The 19611-nt window shown below is 70.9% G+C and carries 18 protein-coding genes and 1 pseudogene; 8 read left to right on the top strand and 11 right to left on the bottom strand.

What is annotated here, in order from left to right; all coding sequences use genetic code 11:
- Positions 1-6 precede the first annotated feature (6 nt).
- Positions 7-1602: an alkaline phosphatase D family protein gene (locus ACZ4N5_RS18215; protein ID WP_467758071.1), complete on the bottom strand. Its 1596-nt coding sequence runs from the start codon at positions 1600-1602 to the stop codon at positions 7-9.
- A 273-nt stretch (positions 1603-1875) separates the two neighbouring features.
- A complete protein-coding gene (pdxR, locus tag ACZ4N5_RS18220) occupies positions 1876-3357 on the bottom strand; it encodes a MocR-like pyridoxine biosynthesis transcription factor PdxR (RefSeq protein ID WP_467758072.1) in 1482 nt (493 codons plus the stop codon).
- 47 nt (positions 3358-3404) lie between these two features.
- On the opposite strand from pdxR, the pseudogene ACZ4N5_RS18225 reads away from it, so the two are divergent.
- Positions 3405-3761, top strand: a pseudogene (locus ACZ4N5_RS18225) (EamA family transporter); the annotation flags it as partial.
- A gap of 579 nt (positions 3762-4340) precedes the next feature.
- On the opposite strand, the gene ACZ4N5_RS18230 reads toward ACZ4N5_RS18225, so the two are convergent.
- Complete coding sequence (locus ACZ4N5_RS18230; RefSeq protein ID WP_467758073.1) at positions 4341-5171, bottom strand: alpha/beta fold hydrolase; 831 nt, start codon at positions 5169-5171, stop codon at positions 4341-4343.
- 298 nt (positions 5172-5469) lie between these two features.
- Positions 5470-6123, bottom strand: a complete 654-nt coding sequence (locus ACZ4N5_RS18235) for an NADPH-dependent F420 reductase (RefSeq protein ID WP_467758074.1) — start codon at positions 6121-6123, stop codon at positions 5470-5472.
- Between the two features lie 110 nt (positions 6124-6233).
- On the opposite strand from ACZ4N5_RS18235, the gene ACZ4N5_RS18240 reads away from it, so the two are divergent.
- Together ACZ4N5_RS18240 and ACZ4N5_RS18245 are read left to right on the top strand one after the other, a co-directional pair.
- Positions 6234-7118 carry an RNA polymerase sigma-70 factor gene (locus ACZ4N5_RS18240; RefSeq protein ID WP_467758075.1) on the top strand — a complete coding sequence of 295 codons (885 nt, stop codon included), beginning with the start codon at positions 6234-6236 and terminating at the stop codon, positions 7116-7118.
- Positions 7119-7385: 267 nt separating this feature from the next.
- Positions 7386-8147, top strand: coding sequence for a GntR family transcriptional regulator (locus ACZ4N5_RS18245; protein ID WP_467758076.1), 762 nt, complete (start codon positions 7386-7388; stop codon positions 8145-8147).
- A gap of 133 nt (positions 8148-8280) precedes the next feature.
- Here ACZ4N5_RS18245 and ACZ4N5_RS18250 read toward each other — a convergent pair whose 3' ends face one another.
- From ACZ4N5_RS18250 to ACZ4N5_RS18260, 3 genes are all read right to left on the bottom strand, one after another.
- A complete protein-coding gene (locus ACZ4N5_RS18250; protein ID WP_467758077.1) occupies positions 8281-9438 on the bottom strand; it encodes an ROK family transcriptional regulator in 1158 nt (385 codons plus the stop codon).
- Positions 9439-9536: 98 nt separating this feature from the next.
- Positions 9537-10199, bottom strand: a complete 663-nt coding sequence (locus ACZ4N5_RS18255) for a response regulator transcription factor (protein WP_467758078.1) — start codon at positions 10197-10199, stop codon at positions 9537-9539.
- Positions 10200-10213: 14 nt separating this feature from the next.
- Complete coding sequence (locus ACZ4N5_RS18260) at positions 10214-11377, bottom strand: sensor histidine kinase (RefSeq protein ID WP_467758079.1); 1164 nt, start codon at positions 11375-11377, stop codon at positions 10214-10216.
- Between the two features lie 107 nt (positions 11378-11484).
- On the opposite strand from ACZ4N5_RS18260, the gene ACZ4N5_RS18265 reads away from it, so the two are divergent.
- Genes ACZ4N5_RS18265 through ACZ4N5_RS18275 form a run of 3 tightly spaced genes read left to right on the top strand, consistent with a single transcriptional unit; the run spans position 11485 to position 13644 of the window.
- Positions 11485-12414, top strand: coding sequence for an ATP-binding cassette domain-containing protein (locus tag ACZ4N5_RS18265; RefSeq protein WP_467758080.1), 930 nt, complete (start codon positions 11485-11487; stop codon positions 12412-12414).
- A gap of 2 nt (positions 12415-12416) precedes the next feature.
- Positions 12417-13142, top strand: coding sequence for an ABC transporter permease (locus ACZ4N5_RS18270; protein ID WP_467758081.1), 726 nt, complete (start codon positions 12417-12419; stop codon positions 13140-13142).
- 58 nt (positions 13143-13200) lie between these two features.
- Positions 13201-13644, top strand: coding sequence for a hypothetical protein (locus tag ACZ4N5_RS18275; RefSeq protein WP_467758082.1), 444 nt, complete (start codon positions 13201-13203; stop codon positions 13642-13644).
- 1 nt (position 13645) lies between these two features.
- Here the strand turns inward: ACZ4N5_RS18275 and mug are convergent, their stop codons facing one another.
- The 4 genes from mug to ACZ4N5_RS18295 form a co-directional block, all read right to left on the bottom strand.
- The gene (gene mug / locus ACZ4N5_RS18280) at positions 13646-14146 is read right to left on the bottom strand and encodes a G/U mismatch-specific DNA glycosylase (protein ID WP_467758083.1); all 501 of its coding nucleotides are present in this window, start codon (positions 14144-14146) and stop codon (positions 13646-13648) included.
- 44 nt (positions 14147-14190) lie between these two features.
- Positions 14191-15633, bottom strand: coding sequence for an adenylosuccinate lyase (gene purB, locus ACZ4N5_RS18285; protein ID WP_467758084.1), 1443 nt, complete (start codon positions 15631-15633; stop codon positions 14191-14193).
- A gap of 288 nt (positions 15634-15921) precedes the next feature.
- Positions 15922-16377: a hypothetical protein gene (locus tag ACZ4N5_RS18290; protein ID WP_467758085.1), complete on the bottom strand. Its 456-nt coding sequence runs from the start codon at positions 16375-16377 to the stop codon at positions 15922-15924.
- Between the two features lie 126 nt (positions 16378-16503).
- Positions 16504-16980 carry a transcriptional regulator gene (locus tag ACZ4N5_RS18295; RefSeq protein ID WP_328556861.1) on the bottom strand — a complete coding sequence of 159 codons (477 nt, stop codon included), beginning with the start codon at positions 16978-16980 and terminating at the stop codon, positions 16504-16506.
- Between the two features lie 417 nt (positions 16981-17397).
- Between ACZ4N5_RS18295 and ACZ4N5_RS18300 the strand changes: the two genes are divergently transcribed.
- Both ACZ4N5_RS18300 and ACZ4N5_RS18305 read left to right on the top strand, forming a co-directional pair.
- On the top strand, positions 17398-17979 hold the full coding sequence (locus tag ACZ4N5_RS18300; RefSeq protein ID WP_467758086.1) for an RNA polymerase sigma factor: 582 nt from the start codon (positions 17398-17400) through the stop codon (positions 17977-17979).
- Complete coding sequence (locus ACZ4N5_RS18305) at positions 17976-19205, top strand: BN159_2729 family protein (RefSeq protein WP_467758087.1); 1230 nt, start codon at positions 17976-17978, stop codon at positions 19203-19205. Before ACZ4N5_RS18300 ends, ACZ4N5_RS18305 begins: the two co-directional genes overlap by 4 nt.
- The last annotated feature ends 406 nt before the right edge of the window (positions 19206-19611 follow it).

Consider the following 19611-nt stretch of genomic DNA (forward strand, 5'->3'; position numbering starts at 1 on the left):
CACGGTCTACTGCCCTACGCGCCCCGGCTGGAGTACCTGCGTGAACAGCACGGTCCCGTCCTGTTCACGCAGCCGCACCGTCAGCTCGCCGCTGTCGCCGTCGATGTCGACCTCGCCGAAGAACTGATAACCGCCGGCGGGCGAGACGTTCGAGGCGACGGGCGCCTTCACGAACACCCGCTCCGGACCGAACGTGTTGTCGAGCGCGCTCGCCGGGAAGGCGCCGGCGTTGAGCGGACCGGACACGAACTCCCAGAACGGCTCGAAGTCGGTGAAGGCGGCCCGCGACGGCTGGTAGTGCTGCGCCGAGGTGTGGTGCACGTCGGCGGTGAGCCACACCGTGCCCGTGATCCGCCGGTGCTTGATGAACCGCAGCAGCTCGGCCAGCTGCAGCTCACGTCCGAGGGGCAGGCCCGGGTCGCCCTGCGCGACGGCCTCGATGTTCGGCTGCCCTTCGGTCGTGTCCGGCACGACGAGGCCGAGCGGCATGTCCGCGGCGATCACCTTCCACACGGCACGCGAGCGCGACAGCTCGCGCTTCAGCCACTCGAGCTGTTCGGCGCCGAGGATGCCCAGCGGGTCCGTGGTCTGGTTGTCCGGGGAGTTGGCGTTGCGGTAGGTGCGCATGTCGAGGACGAACACATCCAGGAGCGGCCCGTGGCGCACGATCCGGTGCACACGGCCGTCCCGGTCGCCGGGCCGCAGGGTCGAGACGGGGAAGTACTCGCTGAACGCGCGCCGGGCCCGAGCCGCCAGGACGTCGACGCTCTTCTCGGTGTAGCGCGTGTCCGTGGTCGCGATGACCTCACCCGGGTACCAGTTGTTGCGCACCTCGTGGTCGTCCCACTGGATGACGGAGGGCACCTGGGCGTTGAACCGTTTGAGGTTCTCGTCGAGCAGGTTGTAGCGGAAATTGCCGCGGAACTCCGCCAGCGACTCGGCGACCTTGGACTTCTCCTCGGTCGTGATGTTCCGCCACGTGCTGCCGTCGGGGAGTGCGGCGGTCGCGGCGATCGGGCCGTCCGCGTAGATGTTGTCACCGCTGCACAGGAAGAAGTCGGGGTCGAGCCGGGCCATCGCGTCGTAGATGCGGTAGCCGCCGATGTCCGGGTTGATGCCCCAGCCCTGGCCCGCCAGGTCGCCCGACCACAGGAAGCGCACGCCACCGCGCCGCCCGTGCGGAGTCGTGCGGAACGTCCCGCCCACCGGCTCGCCGGTGCGCCGGGGGTCGTCGGGGTCGGCGAGCAGGACGCGGTAGTGGATCTGTTCGCCGGAGGGCAGTCCGCGCAGCCGGGTGGTCCCGGTGAAGTCCGTGTCCGTGCCCAGCAGCGGACCGTGCCATCTGCGCGCATTGCGGAACGTCTCGGTCGCCGAGGTCTCGACGATCATCCGGGCTGGGCGGTCGGAGCGGACCCACACCAGGCCGGAGTCGGCGGTCACGTCGCCGGCCTGGACGCCCCAGCCCGCCGTCGGCCGGCCGGACAGGGCGAACGCCGGTGCCGAACCGAGCGCGGTGGGCAGGGCCAGTGCCGCCGACGCGGCCAGGGAGCCGCGCAGCACGCTGCGGCGGCCGGGAAACGAGCTGGGCGGACGGTGCGACATGGATACGCCTCCGGGGACGGATTCGGCCAGTGTGCAGTGCCACAACTACTGGTGCGCCGCAGCGCACACGGAAACCGCGGGTGAACAACTGACCCTGGGAAGTGGGGGATTGCCGCACGACTTCGGGGCTGGACCGGGTTCGGCGGTGCGGCACGGGGTGGTGTGGGGCGGTGAATGGCTCGGCCGGACCCGGTGGACTCGGACCGCCCCCCCGGGCTCCGACCCCGGCCCGGAGTGGCTGCCTCTGGGGCGACGCGCGCAGGTGAGGGTGCTTCAGTGCGCCAGGGGCCCGTCATGGGCACCTTGGTCGCGCACGGCGTCCGCCATCAGCCGCACACCGTCGCGTATCCGCGCCGGCGGCAGATGGGCGTATCCCAAGACCAGCCGTACACCGTCCACGGCCGTCTCTCCGTAGTGTGCCGAGGCCCGGACCGCCACCCCGGCCGCCGCGGCCCGTGCCAGGAAGCGGTCCTGTGGCCCGTACCGGTCGGGCAGCGCGGCGACCACGTGCAGGCCCGCCGCGATCCCGGACACCTCCGCGCCGGGAAAGTGTTCCTCCAGGGCCGCGACCAGGAGGTCCCGCCGCTCCTGGTAGGCGCGCCGGCAGCGGCGCAGCTGACGGTCGTAGTCGCCGCGCTCGACGAAACGGGCCAGGAGCGCCTGGTCCAGGACGGGGTTGCCGAGGTCCATGGTGCGTTTGCGCTCGACGACCTCCTCGACGTGGGACGCGGGGACGAGCAGCCAGCCGAGCCGCAGCCCGGGAGCGAGCGATTTGCTGACCGAGCCCGTGTACGCGACATGCTCGGGGTCGAGTCCCTGGAGGGCACCCACCGGGGCACGGTCGTAGCGGAATTCGCCGTCGTAGTCGTCCTCGATCACCAGCCCGTCCACGGACCGGGCCCAGTCGAGGAGCTCTGTGCGGCGCCGCGCCGAGTACGCGATCCCCGTGGGGAACTGGTGGGCGGGCGTCGTCACCACGGCGCGTACGCCGGAGGCCTCGAGCGGGGCCATGGCAAGGCCCTCGCCGTCCAGTGGGAGCGCTACGGTGCCGACGCCGGCCGAGGCGAACAGCGAGCCGTGTTCCGGACTGCCCGGATTCTCGACGCCCACGGCGGGCGCCCCGCGCGCGTGGAGCACGAATCCGAGCAGAGTCATCGCCTGCGCGACCCCGGAGACCACGATGACGCGTTCCGGGTCCGCGTCCACGCCCCGGCGGCGAACGAGCAGTTCGGCGAGGGCCGTCCGCAGCCTCGGCAGACCGCGCGGATCCGGGTAGCCCAGTGCCTGGTGGGGCAGTTCGGCCAGTACTCCGCGATGCGCGGCGGCCCACGCGGCGCGCGGAAAGAGGGACAGGTCGGGGGTTCCCGCCACGAAGTCGGCCCGTACTCCGGTCGGCCGGGGGGCGAGGTCACGCGCGCGTGGACCGACCGTGCGGACCGCGCCGCCGACCCAGGTACCGGCACCGCGGTCACTGCGCAGATACCCTTCCGCCGTCAACTGCTCGTACGCCTCCGTGACCAGCCCCCGCGACACGCCGAGATCACCGGCCAGCTCACGGCTGGAAGGCAGCCGGGTGCCGGGAGCGAGCCGCCCGGAACGGACCGCCTCACGCAGAGCGGCCTGCAGCGTGCGTCCACGCGCGCGTGCCGGCGCCGCCGCGGCGGGCAGGAGCAGCTCCCAGGCGGCCGACCAGGGTGCCGCGCCCGCTGGACCGGGATGCGGCGGCCCGCCTCGATTGGTCCCCGATGACGTCATGGAAGTGGACCTTAAACCGGACCACGTCCGTTAATAGCGTCAACGTCATGAACGCCACCACCACCCGGGGCGCGCTGCTCGCCGCCCTCGCCTGTGTCCTCGTCGGAGGTTCCTTCACCGCCAACAGTGTCCTTGGCCACTACCCGTACGCGGGCGGCCAGTTCCTGCGATACGGCCTCGCCTGTGTCCTTCTGCTGCCCCTCCTCGGCCGGGGCGCCGCGGCCCCGCTGCGGCGGCTCACCACCCGCCAGTGGGGGCGCCTCGCGCTGATCGCGGCCGTCGGCATGGTGGGCTTCAACCTCGCGGTGCTCGCCGCCGAGCGCACGGCCGAACCGGCGGTTCCCGGCGTCTTCGTGGGCTGCGCGCCGGTCGTCGTGGCCGTGCTCGTGCCTCTTCAGGAGGGTCGTCGTCCACAACGCCGGGTCCTGTACGGGGCGTTGCTCGTCGCCGTGGGCGCCTTCGCCGTTCAGGGGTGGGGCCGCACGGACGGGGCCGGGATCGCGTACTCCGTGGGCGCGCTGGCCGGGGAAGCCGGCTTCGCCGTACTGGCCGTACCGGTACTGCGCCCCCTCGGGCCACGGCTGCTGTCGGCCACCGTGTGCGGGATCGCCGCGGCCGAGTCGGCGGTGGCCGGGGTGATCACCGGCCGCGGAGCGTGGCTGCGGCAGCCCGACGCCACCGAGGCGACCGCCCTGCTGTGGCAGGCGGCGGTCGTCACGGTCGTCGGCTTCGTCTGCTGGTACATGGGCGTGCAACGCATCGGCGCGGAGCGCGCCACGCTCTTCTCCGGCCTCATCCCCGTCGCCGCCGCCTGCACCGCGCCGCTCGTGGGCACGGGCGCCTACGGAGCCGCGCAGGCCGCGGGAAGTGCCCTCGTGGGCGCCGGAGTCGCCCTCGGGTCAGGCGCGTTGAGCCTCGTGTTCGGACGCGGCTCACGGGCTGCCGCAGAGGACGGCTCAGCCGCTGCCGCCGTGGAGGACCGCTCAGCGGCTGCCGTCGAGGATGACGCGGGCGACGAGCGCCGGGTCGTCGTTCATCGGGACGTGACCGCAGCCGGGCAGCCGCACCAGCCGCGCCCGCGGAATGATCTGCTTGGCCCGGACGCCCTGGCGGCGCATGAGCAGCCGGTCGCGGGTGCCCCAGGCCACGGTGACGGGAAGCGTCGGGATGTCGTCCGTGAACTGGACGTTCGTGCCCGCCCGGAGGGTCTCGGTGAATCCCTCGGCGTGGGCGAGCGCGAGTGTCTCGGCGACGACCGCGTCCGCTGAACGCCGACCGGGCCGGGCGTAGATGGTGCTGGTCAGCACTGTCCGCCCGGCCGCCGAGCGGGACAGTCGCTCGATGACCGGGACCGGCATGCGCCGGGCCGCCGCTCGCATGGCGATCAGCAGGCCGAAGGCGTAGCGCCGCTCCACAGGTGACCAGAAACCGGCGGGCGAGAGCGCGGTGACGGACCGTACGAGCTTCTCGCGGCCCAGTTCGAGGGCCAGCAGCCCGCCGAGCGAGTTGCCGGCGACATGCGGCCGCTCGATCTCCAGCGCCTCGCACAGCGCGCCGAGCACGGGCACCACCGTCGACAGGTCGTGGGTGAGTCCTTCGGGCAGCGCCGGAGACTTGCCGAAGCCGGGGAGGTCTACGGTCACCACGTCGCGTTCGGCCGCGAGGATGGGGACGACCGGGTCCCAGGCCTGCCGGTGGTGGCCGATCCCGTGGAGCAGGAGCAGCGGTTCACCGGTGCCCACGCGCGCGTAGGACAGGGTGACCGCCCTCGGGCCGCGCGGGGAGGGGAGGCTGACGGTGACCGTGTCGGACATGGGACTGCTCCTCGTCTGGACGCCGTGACGAACCATCTTGTAGACAGTTTGTCAGCAACTGCTACCGGCGGGTAGCCCCAGGCTGTCACGAACCGTACGCCAGGAACCGTACGGCGCGGATCGGGCAGTCGGGTCCAAGCAACCGAGGACCAAGCAACCGAGGTCCAGGCAACCGAGGGCCGGGCGGGCAAGGACCGGGCAGCCGAGGACCCGGATGCCTGTACCTCGATTGCCCACCCTCGGCCCTCAGCTCCCCGCACCCGTATCCCGCCCGCATCGCCCGCTCCCGTCTCCGGTGCTAGCGCGCCCTGTGCACCTCGACGTTGAAATCCGGGTGCCCGATGCCCTGGAAGAGGTTCAGCCACAGCGGCAGATACATCTCCGCCGCCCGCGCCGTCCGGATGCCCCCGAGGTCGAGCACGCGGTGCGCGGGCCAGCCGAAGTCGCCCAGCAGCGCCGTCACCTGCTCCTTGGCGCTCTCGTCGTCACCGGAGACGAAGATCTGGTGCTCTCCCGGCACCCTGGCGGGGTCGACCATCACTTGGCAGTTGACGGTGTTGAGGGTCTTCACCACGCGGGCCTGCGGGAACGCGCGCTGGATCTGCTCACCCACGCTGTCCGACTCGACGGGAGAGAGCCGCAACTCGCCGTCCTCGAACGCCATGGGATTGGAGACGTCCAGGAGCACCTTGCCGTCCAGGTTCTCCTCGCCGGCCGACCGCAGCACGGCGAGAGCGATGCGCCCGCCCACCGCGTTCACGACGACCTCGCCGAACGCCGCGGCATCCGCGAACGTGCCGTGACGGGCCGTGGGACCCGAACCGCCGGCCCACTCGACGGCCGCAGCGTTGTCCTTCGTGCGCGAACCCAGACAGACCTCGTGGCCCAGTTCGACCAGCTTGCCGGCCAGCGTGCGCCCCACGTCGCCCGTGCCCAGTACCCCGTATCGCATCGTCGTTCCTCCTGTGTCGAGACCCCGGGCCGGCGTCGGCCCGCCGTCATTGTGCTCCGGGGCGGCGATTTCGCCTGGACATGGAGGAAGGTGTCGGGTGGGATGGTGCGGTGGCTATCGACACCGCGACCGATGTGTTCGAAGAACATCGCCCCGTACTGATGGGTGTGGCGTACCGCATGCTCGGTCGCGTGGCCGACGCGGAGGACGTCGTCCAGGAAGCGTGGCTGCGCTGGTCCGCCGACGACCGGTCGGACGTGCGTGAACCGCGCGGCTACCTGGTCCGCGTCACCACCCGGCTGGCCATCGACCGACTGCGCCAGGTCCAGTCGCGCCATGAGTCGTACGTCGGACCATGGCTCCCTGAACCGTACGTCACCGACTTCGGCGACACCGCCCCGGACAGTGCCGAACGGGCCGTCCTCGCGGAGTCCGTCTCCCTCGCCGTCCTCGTCGTCCTGGAGTCCCTGTCACCTCTGGAACGCGCGGTGTTCGTCCTGAGAGAGGCGTTCGGCTATCCGTACGCCGACATCGCCACCGTCCTCGAACGGGGCGAACCGGCGGTACGTCAACTCGCCGGCCGGGCACGCAAGCACGTGGAGGAACGGCGGCCGCGCTACGAGGTCGACCCGGCCGAACGCCGTGACCTCACCGAGCGGTTCCTCGCCGCGGCGGGCGAGGGCGATCTGGCGGGACTCATGTCCCTGCTGGCACCGGAGGCGCGGCTCATCGGTGACAGCGGAGGCCTGGCCCAGGCGCCGCTGCGGGTTCTCGACTCCGCCGACAAGGTCGGCCGCTTCGTCATCGGCGTCGCCAGGAAGGGGGTACCCGGCCTGTCGTTCCGCTTCCTCGAGGTCAACGGCGGTGTCGCGGTGCTCGCGCTGTCGGAGGGCAAGCCGGACAGCATCATCCAGCTGGACGTCGCGGACGGTCGCATCCAGTGCGTCTACATCGTGCGCAACCCGGAGAAACTGGTGTCGATCTCCACCGACTGACCCCCTCCGAACGCCTCGGTCCGGGGCGCGCAAGACAGCGAGAGCCCCCGTCATTGGACGGGGGCTTTCGGCGTTGTGTCACGGACGTCGCCCAGCGAGAACAACCCGTGAACGCTCCGCGGCAGGGCGCCTGTGCAATCCATAAGGGATCGAGGATTGGTCTTGACCAAGGGTGGGGGCGGCCCTATCGTCGCAGGGATAGTGAGGAACCTTTAATAAACAAGGGCGCTAAAACGCCGCCGGGCCACGGCGATTGCGGAGGACAGGGTGGGGACCACGCAGTTGGAATCGGTGCCGGAACCTAAGTACTGGCATCTCAAGACCGTGCTCAGTGAAGCACTGGACTCCGAATTCACCGTGGGCGAGATCCTGCCCAATGAACGTGATCTGGCGGCCCGCTTCGGTGTCGCTCGGGCGACCCTGCGCCAGGCGCTCGAACAGCTCGAACTGGAAGGCCGACTGCAGCGCCGTCGTGGCGTGGGCACCACGGTCGCGCCGCCGCGTGTGGGTGTGGCCGTCGGAACCGAACAGCAGGTGTGGCCGGGGGCGGCAGGCGACGCCTGGCATGCAGCGGACTGCACCGTGGCGGCACCGCCGGCGTCGGTGACCGGCATCCTGGAGACCGCCGCCGGCGAGCTGGTGCACACGGTGCGCCGTTCCCGGGTGACGCACGGTCAGCCCGTCGCCGCCGAACTCCTGTACATCCCGGCGTCCTCGGTGCCGGACCTGTCGGCGATCGACGCGCCCTCGGGTGCCGCACGCGCGCGTGCCGTGCTGCGGGAGCTTCAGCGCCTGGAACTGGAAGGCCAGGACCGTGCCGTCGAGCTCGGCTCGGCCCGCGCGGACGACGCCAAGGAGCTCGACCGCCTTCCCGGAGCACCCGTTCTCGTCGTCACGACCCGGTTCTTCACCGAGGGGCGTACCGCCGCGGTGTCCGTGGCGACGTACCGCGCGGACACCTGTCGGCTCACGTTCGGTGACTCCGGCGGCGTGGAGATCCACCACGACCCGCAGCGTCACGCTTCCTGAGCCGTCCCGCCCGGACCGCCGCGCTCTTGGCGGCGCGACGCGGACGACACCCGGCGCGCCCCGGAACACTCCGGGGCGCGCCGTCTTCTTGTAGCTGTTGCAGCGGTAGTTGAAGCCCCGCCTCGCTGCCGTGTCAGCGGCGCGCCGTCACGGTCCCCTCCACCGCGAACAGCTGTTCCTCCACGTGGTCGAGGGCCAGCCGCAGCGCCCCGGTCGCCACGGCCGCTTCCCCCAGCATGGAGAGGGCCACCTTGGGCGGGCGCAGGCAGTAGCGCGCCAACTCCCGCCGCAGCGGCTCCAGTACACCGTCCAGACCGGCCGCCCAGCCGCCGATGACGACCAGCTCCGGATCGAGGGCGAGGACGAGGGCGGCCACATCGTGCACCAGCCGCTGGATGAAGCGGTCGACCGCCGCACGCGCCCGCTGGTCGCCGCCCTTGGCCAGCGCGAACACCTTGGCGACCGCCTGTTCGTCGAGCGGGTGCAGCGGCTCGTCCGTGGTCGACAGCAGCGTCTCGGGAGTGACGTCGCGGCCCAGCAGATGCAGGGCGCCGATCTCACCGGCCGCCCCGCCGTACCCCCGGTGCAGCCGTCCGCCGATCAGTGAGCCGGCGCCCGGACTCAGCCCCGCCAGGACGAACACGACGTCGTCGGACTCGGTCGCCGAACCCTTCCAGTGCTCGGCGACCGCCGCCGCGTTGGCGTCGTTCTCCACGAGCACCGGGCACTTGAAGGAACGGCTCAGCCGCTCGCCCAGCGGAAGGCCCGTCCACTCCGGCAGCGCCGTACCCAGCCGTACGGTGCCGTCCGCCTCCACGATGCCGGGGCTTCCCACGCCCACCGCCCGCAGCGAGCTGCGGGCCACACCGGCCCTGCGCAGCAGTTCGGCGACCGTCATCCGAAGCCGTTCCAGGCGCTCGTCGGCGGACGCCGTCTCGTCCACGTCCTTGGCCATCGCGCCCATCACGCGCCCGTCCAGGTCCGCGAGGAGCGCCGCGACGCGGTGCGGGCCGATCTCCAGGCCCAGCAGATGCCCCGCCTCGGCCCGGAAGCGGAACCTGCGCGCCGGACGCCCCTGGCGCCGTGCGGCGCCCTCCTCGGCGGCCTTCTCGACGACGAGCCCGTTCTCGATCAGCCCTTCGACGACCCCTTCGACCGTCGGCCGTGACAATCCGGTCACCCGGGTGATCTCGGTGAGCGTCGCGCAGTCCGTGGCACGCAAGGCGTGCAGCACCACCGCGGAATTGATCCGTCGCAGCAGAGAGGGATCCCCGCCGGTCAACCGCCCCAACGTCCGTCCTCCCAGCTTGTACGCGTGTTGGCCGGATCGTACTCGTCGCGGGGGACCCCGGCGAGGGCCGGGGACCCTTTCCCTTGCGCGCGCCGCCGTCAGCCCGGCGCCACGAACCCCGACTCGTAGGCCGCGATGACCGCCTGGGTACGGTCCCGGGCCCCCAGCTTCGCCAGTACCGAGCTGACATGCGACTTGACCGTCTCCGTCCCGACGACCAGCCGCGTGGCGATCTCGGCGTTCGACATCCCCCGGGTCATCAGCCGCAGCACGTCCGCCTCGCGCTCCGTCAGCGCGGCCCGCTCCATGGCCGCACGCGCCGCCGGATTCCCCCCGCTCTCCCCGTACTCGGCCGCCAACTGCCGTACGGAGGCGGGGAACAGCAGGGACTCGCCCTCGGCCACCAGACGTATCGCGTGCACGATCTCGGCCGGCCGCGCCCGCTTGAGGAGGAATCCGTCGGCACCCGCGCGCAGCGCCTCGTAGACGTATTCGTCGTTCTCGAACGTCGTCACGACGACGATCTTCGGCGGATCGGTGACGGTCCGCAGTACCGCGCGGGTGGCCTCGATGCCGTCCATCAGCGGCATCCGGACATCCATGGCGACCACGTCCGGCCGCAACCGCCGGACCAGCGGGATCACCGCGGCACCGTCGGCCGCCTCACCGACGACCTCGATGTCGGGCTGCGCCTCCAGAACGGCGCGCAGCCCCGCGCGTACGAGAGGTTCGTCGTCGACGAGCAGAACGGTGACCGGCATCCGGCCAGCGTAGATCAACGCAACGGCAGCTCCGCATGCACCTGCCAGTCGCCCTCGTGCGGGCCCGTGCGGGCGCTGCCGCCGAGCAGCGCGGCCCGCTCCCGTATGCCGCGCAGGCCGCTGCCCCGGCCGGGCCCGGCCATGCCGTCCGGCAGCGGATTGCGCACCTCCAGGGCGAGTGCGCCGTCCCTGACCTCGATACGGACCCGCACCGGGACGCTCCCGGCGTGCCGCAGCACATTGGTGAGCGACTCCTGGAGGATGCGGTAGCCCTCTCTGGACACCGGACCGGGCACGGTCTCGAGAGGGCCCGACACCTCGGCGTCCACCTTGGCTCCCGATGTGCGCGCCGACTCCAGCAGCCGGTCGGCGTCGGTCAGCGTGGGACGGCTGCTCACGGGACGCTGTGCCTCGCGCAGCACTCCCAGCACCCGCTCTAGGTCCTCCAGGGCGGCCCGTCCGGTCTCCTCGATGGCGACCAGGGCGCGGCCGGTGAACGCCGGGTCGCCGGCCGCCCGCGCGGCGCCGGCCTGCACCACCGCGACCGTCAGCGCGTGGCCGATGGAGTCGTGGAGCTCACGAGCGATGCGGTTGCGCTCCAGGAGTTGTTCGGTGCGCTCCTCCAACGCGGCGAGCCGCTCGGTGGGGGAGGGACCGAGGAGCCGCCGCGCCACTGCGGTGGTCAGCTCGCCGAGGCCGACCACCGCGCCGTACAGGGCGAGCAGGGGCAGCGGGACGAGCAGCGCGCAGCTCCAGTGCGGGTCCAGGAGCCTCACCACAGGGTCGTTGGCCGGCCAGTAGCCGAGGGCCGCTCTGCAGAGATCGACGGCGTACGCGGGCAGCCAGACGGTGACCATGGACGTCACCACGCTCAGCAGCATGCGCGCCTCCAGCCACAGGACGGTCCGCCACCGGTCTCGCAGGCCGACCGAAGGAGCGACCGAGAACGCCGTGTCCTCACCACCCCGGTCGCCCGGCGCCAGCATGAGCCGAGCCTGCACACCCTCGCCCCGCCGCACGGCCGGGATCAGTCCCAGCGGAACGAGCATCAGTGCGGGCACCCACGGCCTCGACATGTCGATGAACAGCCACACGCTGACGAACAGCATCGGCACCCACAGGTGCAGCAAACGCGTGTACGTCGTCCCCCACAGCAGCGGGCGCAGAAAGCGGGCCATCGCGTCATCGTGCCAGTCGGCACTGACAACGGCCTCCCCCGGGCGGGGGAGCGGGCCTCCACCCGCGGGGGAGGCGCGGACCCGCCGGCCGCGGCCACGCTGGATCCATGACCAGCATCGACGTCCAAGACCTGACCAAGGAGTACGGCAGCAAGCGCGCCGTGGACCGCCTGACCTTCAGTGTGCTCCCCGGCCGCGTCACCGGATTCCTCGGCCCGAACGGCGCCGGAAAGTCCACCACCATGCGGCTCGTGCTGGGCCTGGACCGGCCCAACTCCGGCACCGCCACGGTCGGGGGCCGTGCCTACGCCACCCTCGACGAGCCGCTCCGGAAGGTGGGCGCCCTCCTCGACGCCGGGGCCGCGCACGGATCGCGGACCGCCCGGGACCATCTGCGGGCGCTCGCCGCCACCAACCGCATCCCCGAACGCCGGGTGGACGAGGTGCTGGAGGAGACGGGGCTCGCACCGGTGGCCCGGCGCCGGGTGAAGACGTACTCCCTGGGCATGCGTCAGCGTCTGGGCATCGCTGCCGCGCTCCTCGGCGACCCGCCCGTGGTGCTCCTGGACGAACCGTCGAACGGCCTCGATCCGGAAGGGATCATCTGGATCCGGGAGCTGCTGCGCCGACTGGCCCGGGAGGGACGCACGGTCCTCGTCTCCAGCCACCTCATGAACGAGACCGCGTCCTTCGCCGATCAGCTCGTCGTCCTCGGCCGCGGCCGCCTGCTCGCCGACATGCCCATGCGCGAGTTCATCCACGCACGCGTGCAGCCCCGCGTCCGGGTACGCAGCACGGACAACGGCGCGTTGGCGGCCCTGTTCGCGGAGCACGGCATCGAGGCCGTCGAGGGCGAGGACGGCCGCTGGACCGCCCTCGACGCGCGGTTGGAGGACGTCGGGCGCCTCACCTCGGCCGCCGGCCTCCCGATCCTCGAACTCGCCGCGGAGGAAGGCACGTTGGAGCAGGCCTATCTGGATCTGACGGCCACCGAGACCGAGTTCGCCGCCGCCCCGACCCAGCCTCAGGAGGCCTGACCGTGTCCTTCGCACCCGCACTCCGCGCGGAATGGATCAAGATCCGAACCCTGCGCTCGCTCCTCTGGGGCCTGCTCGCCGTCGTGGCGGCGACGATGGCGTTCTCGGCACTCGCCGGACTCGACGACTCCGGTGAGCGGGACTTCGACGCGCTCTTCTCGACCTTCTCCGGTGTCAGTTTCGGCCAGATCGCCGCCATCACCTTCGGAGCGCAGGCGGTCTCGGCCGAGTACCAGGGCGGTGCCCTTCGCCTCTCGCTGTCGGCGGTTCCCGACCGGGGGCGGTGGTTCCTGGCGAAGACGGTGGCGATCGGCGGACCGGCCCTGGTCATCGGCCTCGTCACCGGAGTGGCCAGTCTGGTCGTGGGGACGTCCGTGCTCGGTTCCAGGGCGAACGGGCTGACCTGGGCGGAAGAACTCCGGGGAGTGGTCGGCTGCGCGCTCTACCTGGCCCTCATGGCCCTGTTCGCGGCGGGGCTGGCAGCCGTCCTGCGCAGCGGGGTCGCCACGCTGAGCATCCTGATCCCGTTCCTCCTGATCGTGTCCTTCGTCGTCGGGGGAGCCTCGGGGAGTGTCGCGGACTTCCTTCCGGACAAGGCGGGGCAGACGGTCCTGCACGAGACGTCGGACGGAGCCCTGGGCCCCTGGAGCGGGCTCGCCGTGACCGCGCTGTGGACCGCCGCGGCACTGGGCGCCGGCGCGTGGTGCGTCCGGCGCCGGGACGCCTGACCGCACTGGCCTCCTGACGCCTCACCAATTGTCAGTGGCGGACGCTTTACTGGACGTCATGACCATCGCGCACCATCTCGCCGTGATCGACCGGCTGTGCTCCGAGGACTTTCCCGCGGAGCACAGCCGGTCGGATGTCGGCACGGGTGGACCCGGCTACCACATCGCCGAGTTGGTGACGAGCGAGGACTTCCGGGAAGCCGACGGCGCGGCACGCGAGGAGACGGAGGAGCAGTACGAGGCCGACCGGGACGGTCTCTCGGAGGTGCTCACCCGCCGCTGGGGGAGTCCGTACGTCTTCAGCCTGGCAAGTGTTCTCGACCGGGTGACGGACGGCGAGGACATACCCGAGCCCTGGGGCGTCCTGAGTTCGCACGTGCCCGACGTGCACCTCTGGAAGCCGGAGGGGCACGACCGCTGGGTCGCCCTCGGGATCTCGCGGTGGGACAGCGAACTGCCGTTCCAGCTGCTGGCGGTGATCACCGAGACAGACCCGCCCTGACTCAGGGAACCTGCGCCGCCGCCCGCAGCCGGCCGAACTCCTCGGCCATCGTCGCCGCGGTCCAATGCGCGTTGAGCCCACTGGGGTTGGGCAGTACCCACACCCGGCTCGACCCGATCGCCCGCTCCTGCGGGCCGATGCGGGCCTTGCGGTCGTCGAACGCCGCCCGGTACGCGGTCACCCCCACCACCGCCAGCCACCTCGGGCGCAGTTGCTCCACCTTCTCGCCGAGCAGCCGCCCGCCCTCGCGGTACTCCTCGGCACTCAGCTCGTCGGCGCGGGCCGTCGCCCGCGCCACCACGTTGGTGATGCCGAGTCCGTAGGAGAGCAACTCGTCCTGCTCGGACGGCTTCATGAGCCGCGGAGTGAATCCGGAGAGATGCAGTACCGGCCAGAACCGGTTGCCGGGCCGGGCGAAGTGATGGCCGGTGGCCGCCGTCATGAGGCCCGGATTGATGCCGCAGAAAAGCACCGAGAGGCCGTCCGCGACGACATCCGGCACGAGCCGGTCGCGGGCGACCTCCAGGTCCGCTTGGGTGAGCCGTGTCAGAGGATCGCCCCGGGCGCGTAGCCGGCGGCCCCCGGGTGCTGCTTCACGATCTCCTCGACACGGCCGACGACGACGGCCACCTGGTCGGCAGCGGCGCCCGTGAAGGACAGCTTGTCGGCCATCAGCTCGTCGAGCTGCGCGCGGTCCAGCGGGATCCGCTCGTCCGCGGCGAGCTTGTCGAGCAGCTCGTTGCGCTCGGCACCCTGCTCGCGCATGGCGAGGGCGGAGGCGACGGCGTTCTCCTTGATCGCCTCGTGGGCGACCTCACGCCCGACACCGGCGCGCACCGCGCCCATCAGGACCTTGGTCGTCGCGAGGAACGGCAGGTAGCGGTCCAGCTCGCGGGCGACGACGGCCGGGAAGGCGCCGAACTCGTCGAGGACGGTCAGGAAGGTCTCCAGCAGACCGTCCAGTGCGAAGAAGGCGTCCGGCAGTGCGACCCGGCGGACGACCGAGCACGACACGTCGCCCTCGTTCCACTGGTCACCGGCCAGCTCGCCCGTCATGGACGCGTAGCCGCGCAGGATGACCATCAGGCCGTTGACGCGCTCGCAGGAGCGGGTGTTCATCTTGTGCGGCATCGCGGAAGAGCCGACCTGGCCGGGCTTGAAGCCCTCGGTGACCAGCTCGTGCCCGGCCATCAGCCGGATGGTCTTCGCCGTCGAGGAGGGCGCGGCCGCCAGCTGCACCAGCGCGGTCACGACGTCGTAGTCCAGGGAGCGCGGGTAGACCTGGCCGACGGAGGTGAAGGCCTGCGAGAAGCCGAGGTGCCCAGCGATCCGCTGTTCCAGGTCCGCGAGCTTGGCCGCGTCCCCGCCCAGCAGGTCGAGCATGTCCTGTGCCGTGCCGACCGGGCCCTTGATACCGCGCAGCGGGTAGCGCTCGAGCAGCTCCTCGAGGCGGCCGTACGCGACGAGCAGCTCGTCGGCGGCGGTCGCGAAGCGCTTGCCCAGGGTGGTGGCCTGCGCGGCCACGTTGTGCGAGCGGCCGGCCATGACCAGCTCGGCGTACTCGCCTGCGAGCTTGGCCAGCCGGGCGAGGACCGCCACCGTACGGTCGCGCATCAGCTCCAGGGAGAGCCGGATCTGCAGTTGCTCGACGTTCTCGGTGAGGTCGCGGGACGTCATGCCCTTGTGTACGTGCTCGTGCCCGGCGAGGTCGTTGAACTCCTCGATCCGAGCCTTCACGTCGTGCCGGGTGACCTTCTCGCGCTCGGCGATGGAGGCGAGGTCGACCTGGTCCAGGACGCGCTCGTAGTCGGCGATCGCGGCGTCCGGCACCTCGATCCCCAGGTCCTTCTGGGCCCGCAGCACGGCGAGCCAGAGCTGACGCTCCAGCTTGACCTTCTGCTCGGGGGACCAGAGCGTGGCGAGCTCGGCGGAGGCGTAGCGTCCGGCGAGGACGTTGGGGATACGGGGCTTTGCAGGCGCGGCAGTCACGTGTATGGAGCATACCGGCTGTCCGGCGCGGGTTCTGTTATGTCCGCCGCGTCCAGGATGCGCAGGTCGGGGCGGAGCGGCACCCCCCGGCGGACCGGGGTGTGCGTGAGAGGTGCGGGGACGGGACGGAGGTGCCGCCTTCGGCGCGCACCACAGACCACGTCGTCGCTCCTGCCGTCCGCCGGCGGTCCCGGCGAAAAGAAGCTCAACTTCCTTTGAGTAGAAGGGAGTTGTTCATCGTATGTAGTGGAGAGATGTTTTGGTGGATCGTTTTCGCAGGATCGTTTCTCACGAACCCGAACGCGGGGGGCGGCTTCCGTAGCCCGCTTGCGCGTGGGGATCGTGGTGGGGCTGCTCGCTGCCGACTACAGCGCGCAGACCTCCGTATGTCTTCGAGGTGAACCGGTCGTGGGCGAGCGTGAGCTCCGCCGTGATCAGCTGGTTGCGCTCGTCGTTGACTTCCTCGATCTCCTGCATGAGCTGGGAGTTCTTGGCGCGCAGTGCCGTGTTCGCGTTCCGCGCCTCGTCGAGGGATCTGGCATGGCTGCCGAGTCTGATGGCTGTGATGGTGGCCCTGCGGGCCATGGCCTTCTCTCGCTGGGACAGCTCCAGCTCGCGCTTGTGCATGTCCAGCTCGAGACGTCTGCGGTGCTCCGCCAGGACGCTGAGATCATGCCGTGTGCGGACGTCGACCTGGTTGATCGTGTGGCGGAGCAGGGCCGCGAGGACCCCGGTCGCTCCCACGGTTAACAGGCCGACCCCGACTGCCGCAAACTCCCATGTATGGTGCCAGACGCCCTCGCCCACGAATGTCCAGCCGGCTGTGCAGCTGGCGGCGGACGCGAATGCCAGTCTGTACGCCACGTTTCGTTACCCCCTTGCAGTGGCCCCCCGGTTGTCGTCGGCGTCGAGATCCTTCTGGAGCTCGATAGCTTGGACGATGTTCCCGCTGAGCATTGTGCGGATTCTGAGATCAGTGATTCCCCATGCGTCCATGGCCTCCTCCGGGGTGAGTGTGACCGAGGCTACCCTCCGTACCGCAGGCTGAGGCCCGTGTTCCGGCGGAAGCATCCCGCTGTTGACCAACATCTCTCGCTGGTCGAGGCCAAGTACTGACGCCCATGTGGTCAGTTGCGAGGGGAGGGGGAGGGTCTTTCCTTCCAGCGTTCTGCTGATCGTCGTCAGGCTCACTCCAATCGAGATGGCCAGCTGAGCCCGGCCACCGGCTCGTGGGCGGACGTCGTACCCGGCCGCTGTCGCGGCATTCGTCAGGTACTCGCCAACCCTCCTTGCGAGAGCTTGTCGCTCACCGCGGGACTCGTGGGGGGACTCTTCCATGCTCCGCATGCCCGGAGAGTAGCGCGCATGTATGCAACTTGCACGCGACTTGCATGCGTGCATCTTCGCAGGTCAACAGGCGTTTGGGTGTCGTGGCAGGCCAAGGGGGACGGCTCGCACTCCAGTTCCCAACAAAAAGTCTCGTCGTCATACCGGCGAAGCAACTTGCGTACGTGTACGCAAGTTGCATATGTTGCATGACTGTGAGTTAGTCGCACGTATGCAAGTCCCTTTGAGGGGACCCTATTTGCACCGCCTCGGCATCAGCTCGACCAGGCTCCGGAGCTGCGAGGCATCTGCGGGGGACGCCTCGAAACCTTCGGACACGACGACCCGGTCATCCGGCGCCCGAGGCCGGCCATGGCCGGAGCGGACCGTCGCAGCACCTGCCCGCCACAGTTCATCCACTCATGAACGGAGTAGGCCTTGATCGCCGAGGCTAACGCCGCCACACCGCGGTTCGAAACTAGAGAACCGGCCCTTATCGCCCGTGCACTCGCGGGTGACCGGGACGCGTTCGGGGAGCTCTACGCTCTGCATCACCCCGCGGTGCTGGCTTACGTACAGCGCCGCGTACGCAATCGGCAGGTCGCCGAGGACATCACCGGCGAGACCTTTCTCAACGCCTGGATGAAACGCGGCACTTTCACCTATCGCGGCATCGGCTTCGTCGGGTGGCTGATCACCATCGCCCGGAACAAGGTCATCGACCATTGCAAGAGCGCGCAGCGTCGCGAGTTCGTCGTCGAGGACATGCTCGGCTTCGACGAAGACCTCACCGTCAGCACCGAGGACACCGTACTGATCAACCTGGACGAGGAGTTGCTGCTCCAGGCCCTGGAGCAATTGCGGCCGCCACAACGCGAAGTCCTCACGCGCCGGTTCCTCATGGAGCTCTCGGTGCTGGAGACGGCGCGTCAGATGGAACGGTCCGAAGGTGCGGTGAAGACGCTTCAGTTCAGGGCTCTGGCCAAGCTGCGCAGCGAGTACCTGGGGGTGGCGGCATGACCACCGTGCCCGGGATCCGTACGGCCGTCGAAGCGGACCTCGCCGAGCAACTCGGCACGTTCGCGCGGGAGTTCGTCGCCGAACTGGAGGCGCAGGGGCGCCTGGTGGAAGTGGGCGGGGCCGGGGTTCTCGAACGGCTGCGGACACAGGTCGAGGCCTGGCAGAACTGCCCGGAGGCCTATCACGCGGCCGTCGACACGATCGTCGAGGACTGCGGCTACCCGAGCGAGGTCGCGATGAGGATCGCCACCGCGCTGAACCGCAAGGGGCTGATCCCCGGCGGCGACGACTCCGAGCCGCAGCACGACCGCGCGCCCGCGCACACGCCGAACCGCGAGGGGCCCGCCCTCGGCGCCGAGGAGTCCGAGCCCCGGCACGACCGCGAGCCCGCGTCCGGTCCGAACCGCAAGGGGGCGGCCCTGGGCGGTGAGGGCCGCGAGCCGCGGCACGATCATGCTCCCGCGTCGACGCCGAACCGCGAGGGGCCGGATCTCGGCGACGACCCCGAGCCGCACCACGACCCTGCCGCCGCGTCCTCGCCGCTCGTGCCGGCCGCACGCGGGGCGATCGTGCTGCACCTCGCCGGCCGCGGTGCCGGCCGGTCCTTGGCGGAGTACGGGCCGGCGTCGGTACCGAAACGCGTCGACGGCCAGGTTCCGCGGGTGCGGCCGGCCGCCGCGCGGTCGCGCGCCGTCGGATGGGGCAGCGCCTCCGCCCGAGCGGTGTCCGTCGCCGCGGGCCTGCAGTCGGACCACCTCGCGCGCCTGGAAGCCATGCAGATCACGGCGGACGGCGAGCGGGTCACGGTGGCCATCAAAGCCACGTCTCTGGCCGACTGGGAGTACTGGCTCGACGCGATCGGGGCTCCCCGCAACGTCCGGACCAGGACGGCCGGGCACGCCCAGGTGGCCGCGGGAACCCTGGACGGGGTCGCCGTCCACCTCACCGCGCACGGCGTCCCCGAGCTCCTCCAGGAAGCGAGCGACGCGGCCGCCGATCCCTTCTACCTCTGGGGACGGATCTACGACCTCGGGATGGGGCAGATCGACCGGACCGACCGTATCTGGCTGTCCCTCGGCCGGCGACAGGACGAGCGCGGGATGCCCCTGCTGATCCTGCGCGGCACGGACGGTCCCCCCTATCCGCTGGCTTCGATCGTCATGGCGCACGGCCCGCTGACGGCCACCCCCCTCCCCTCCGCCGGAATGGCGGGGGACAGTGCGTGATCGCCACCGGGGGCCACCGCTTCCGCTGGCTGTTTCTCACCCGTGGCGACCCTCCCCTCTGCACGAGGCGAACTAAGGCCACGCGTCCACGGGTATTACCGGTCCCTGTACTGCACCTGGCGCAGAACAACCCTGCTCAGTAGTAGGCGCGGTCGCTCGACGTGGCTGGTTTCCCACCCTCCCGACAGCTCGCCACAAGGGTGCCGATGGGGCACATAGGCCCTGATCCGTCCACCGATGGCGTGTCGGTGCCAAAAGGTACGCGCGTGCCTTTCCCCCGGCCACGCCCACAGACAGGTGCCAGGAAGTTCATGGGGCAGTGCTCAGGGGCGTACTTCTCAGGCCCACGCTTGAGTGCTTTGATGTTGATTCCAGCTGGGATCCCCGGCTGGCCTGTTACTTGCCA

It is taken from the genome of Streptomyces sp. NPDC026500 (genome assembly GCF_055567635.1).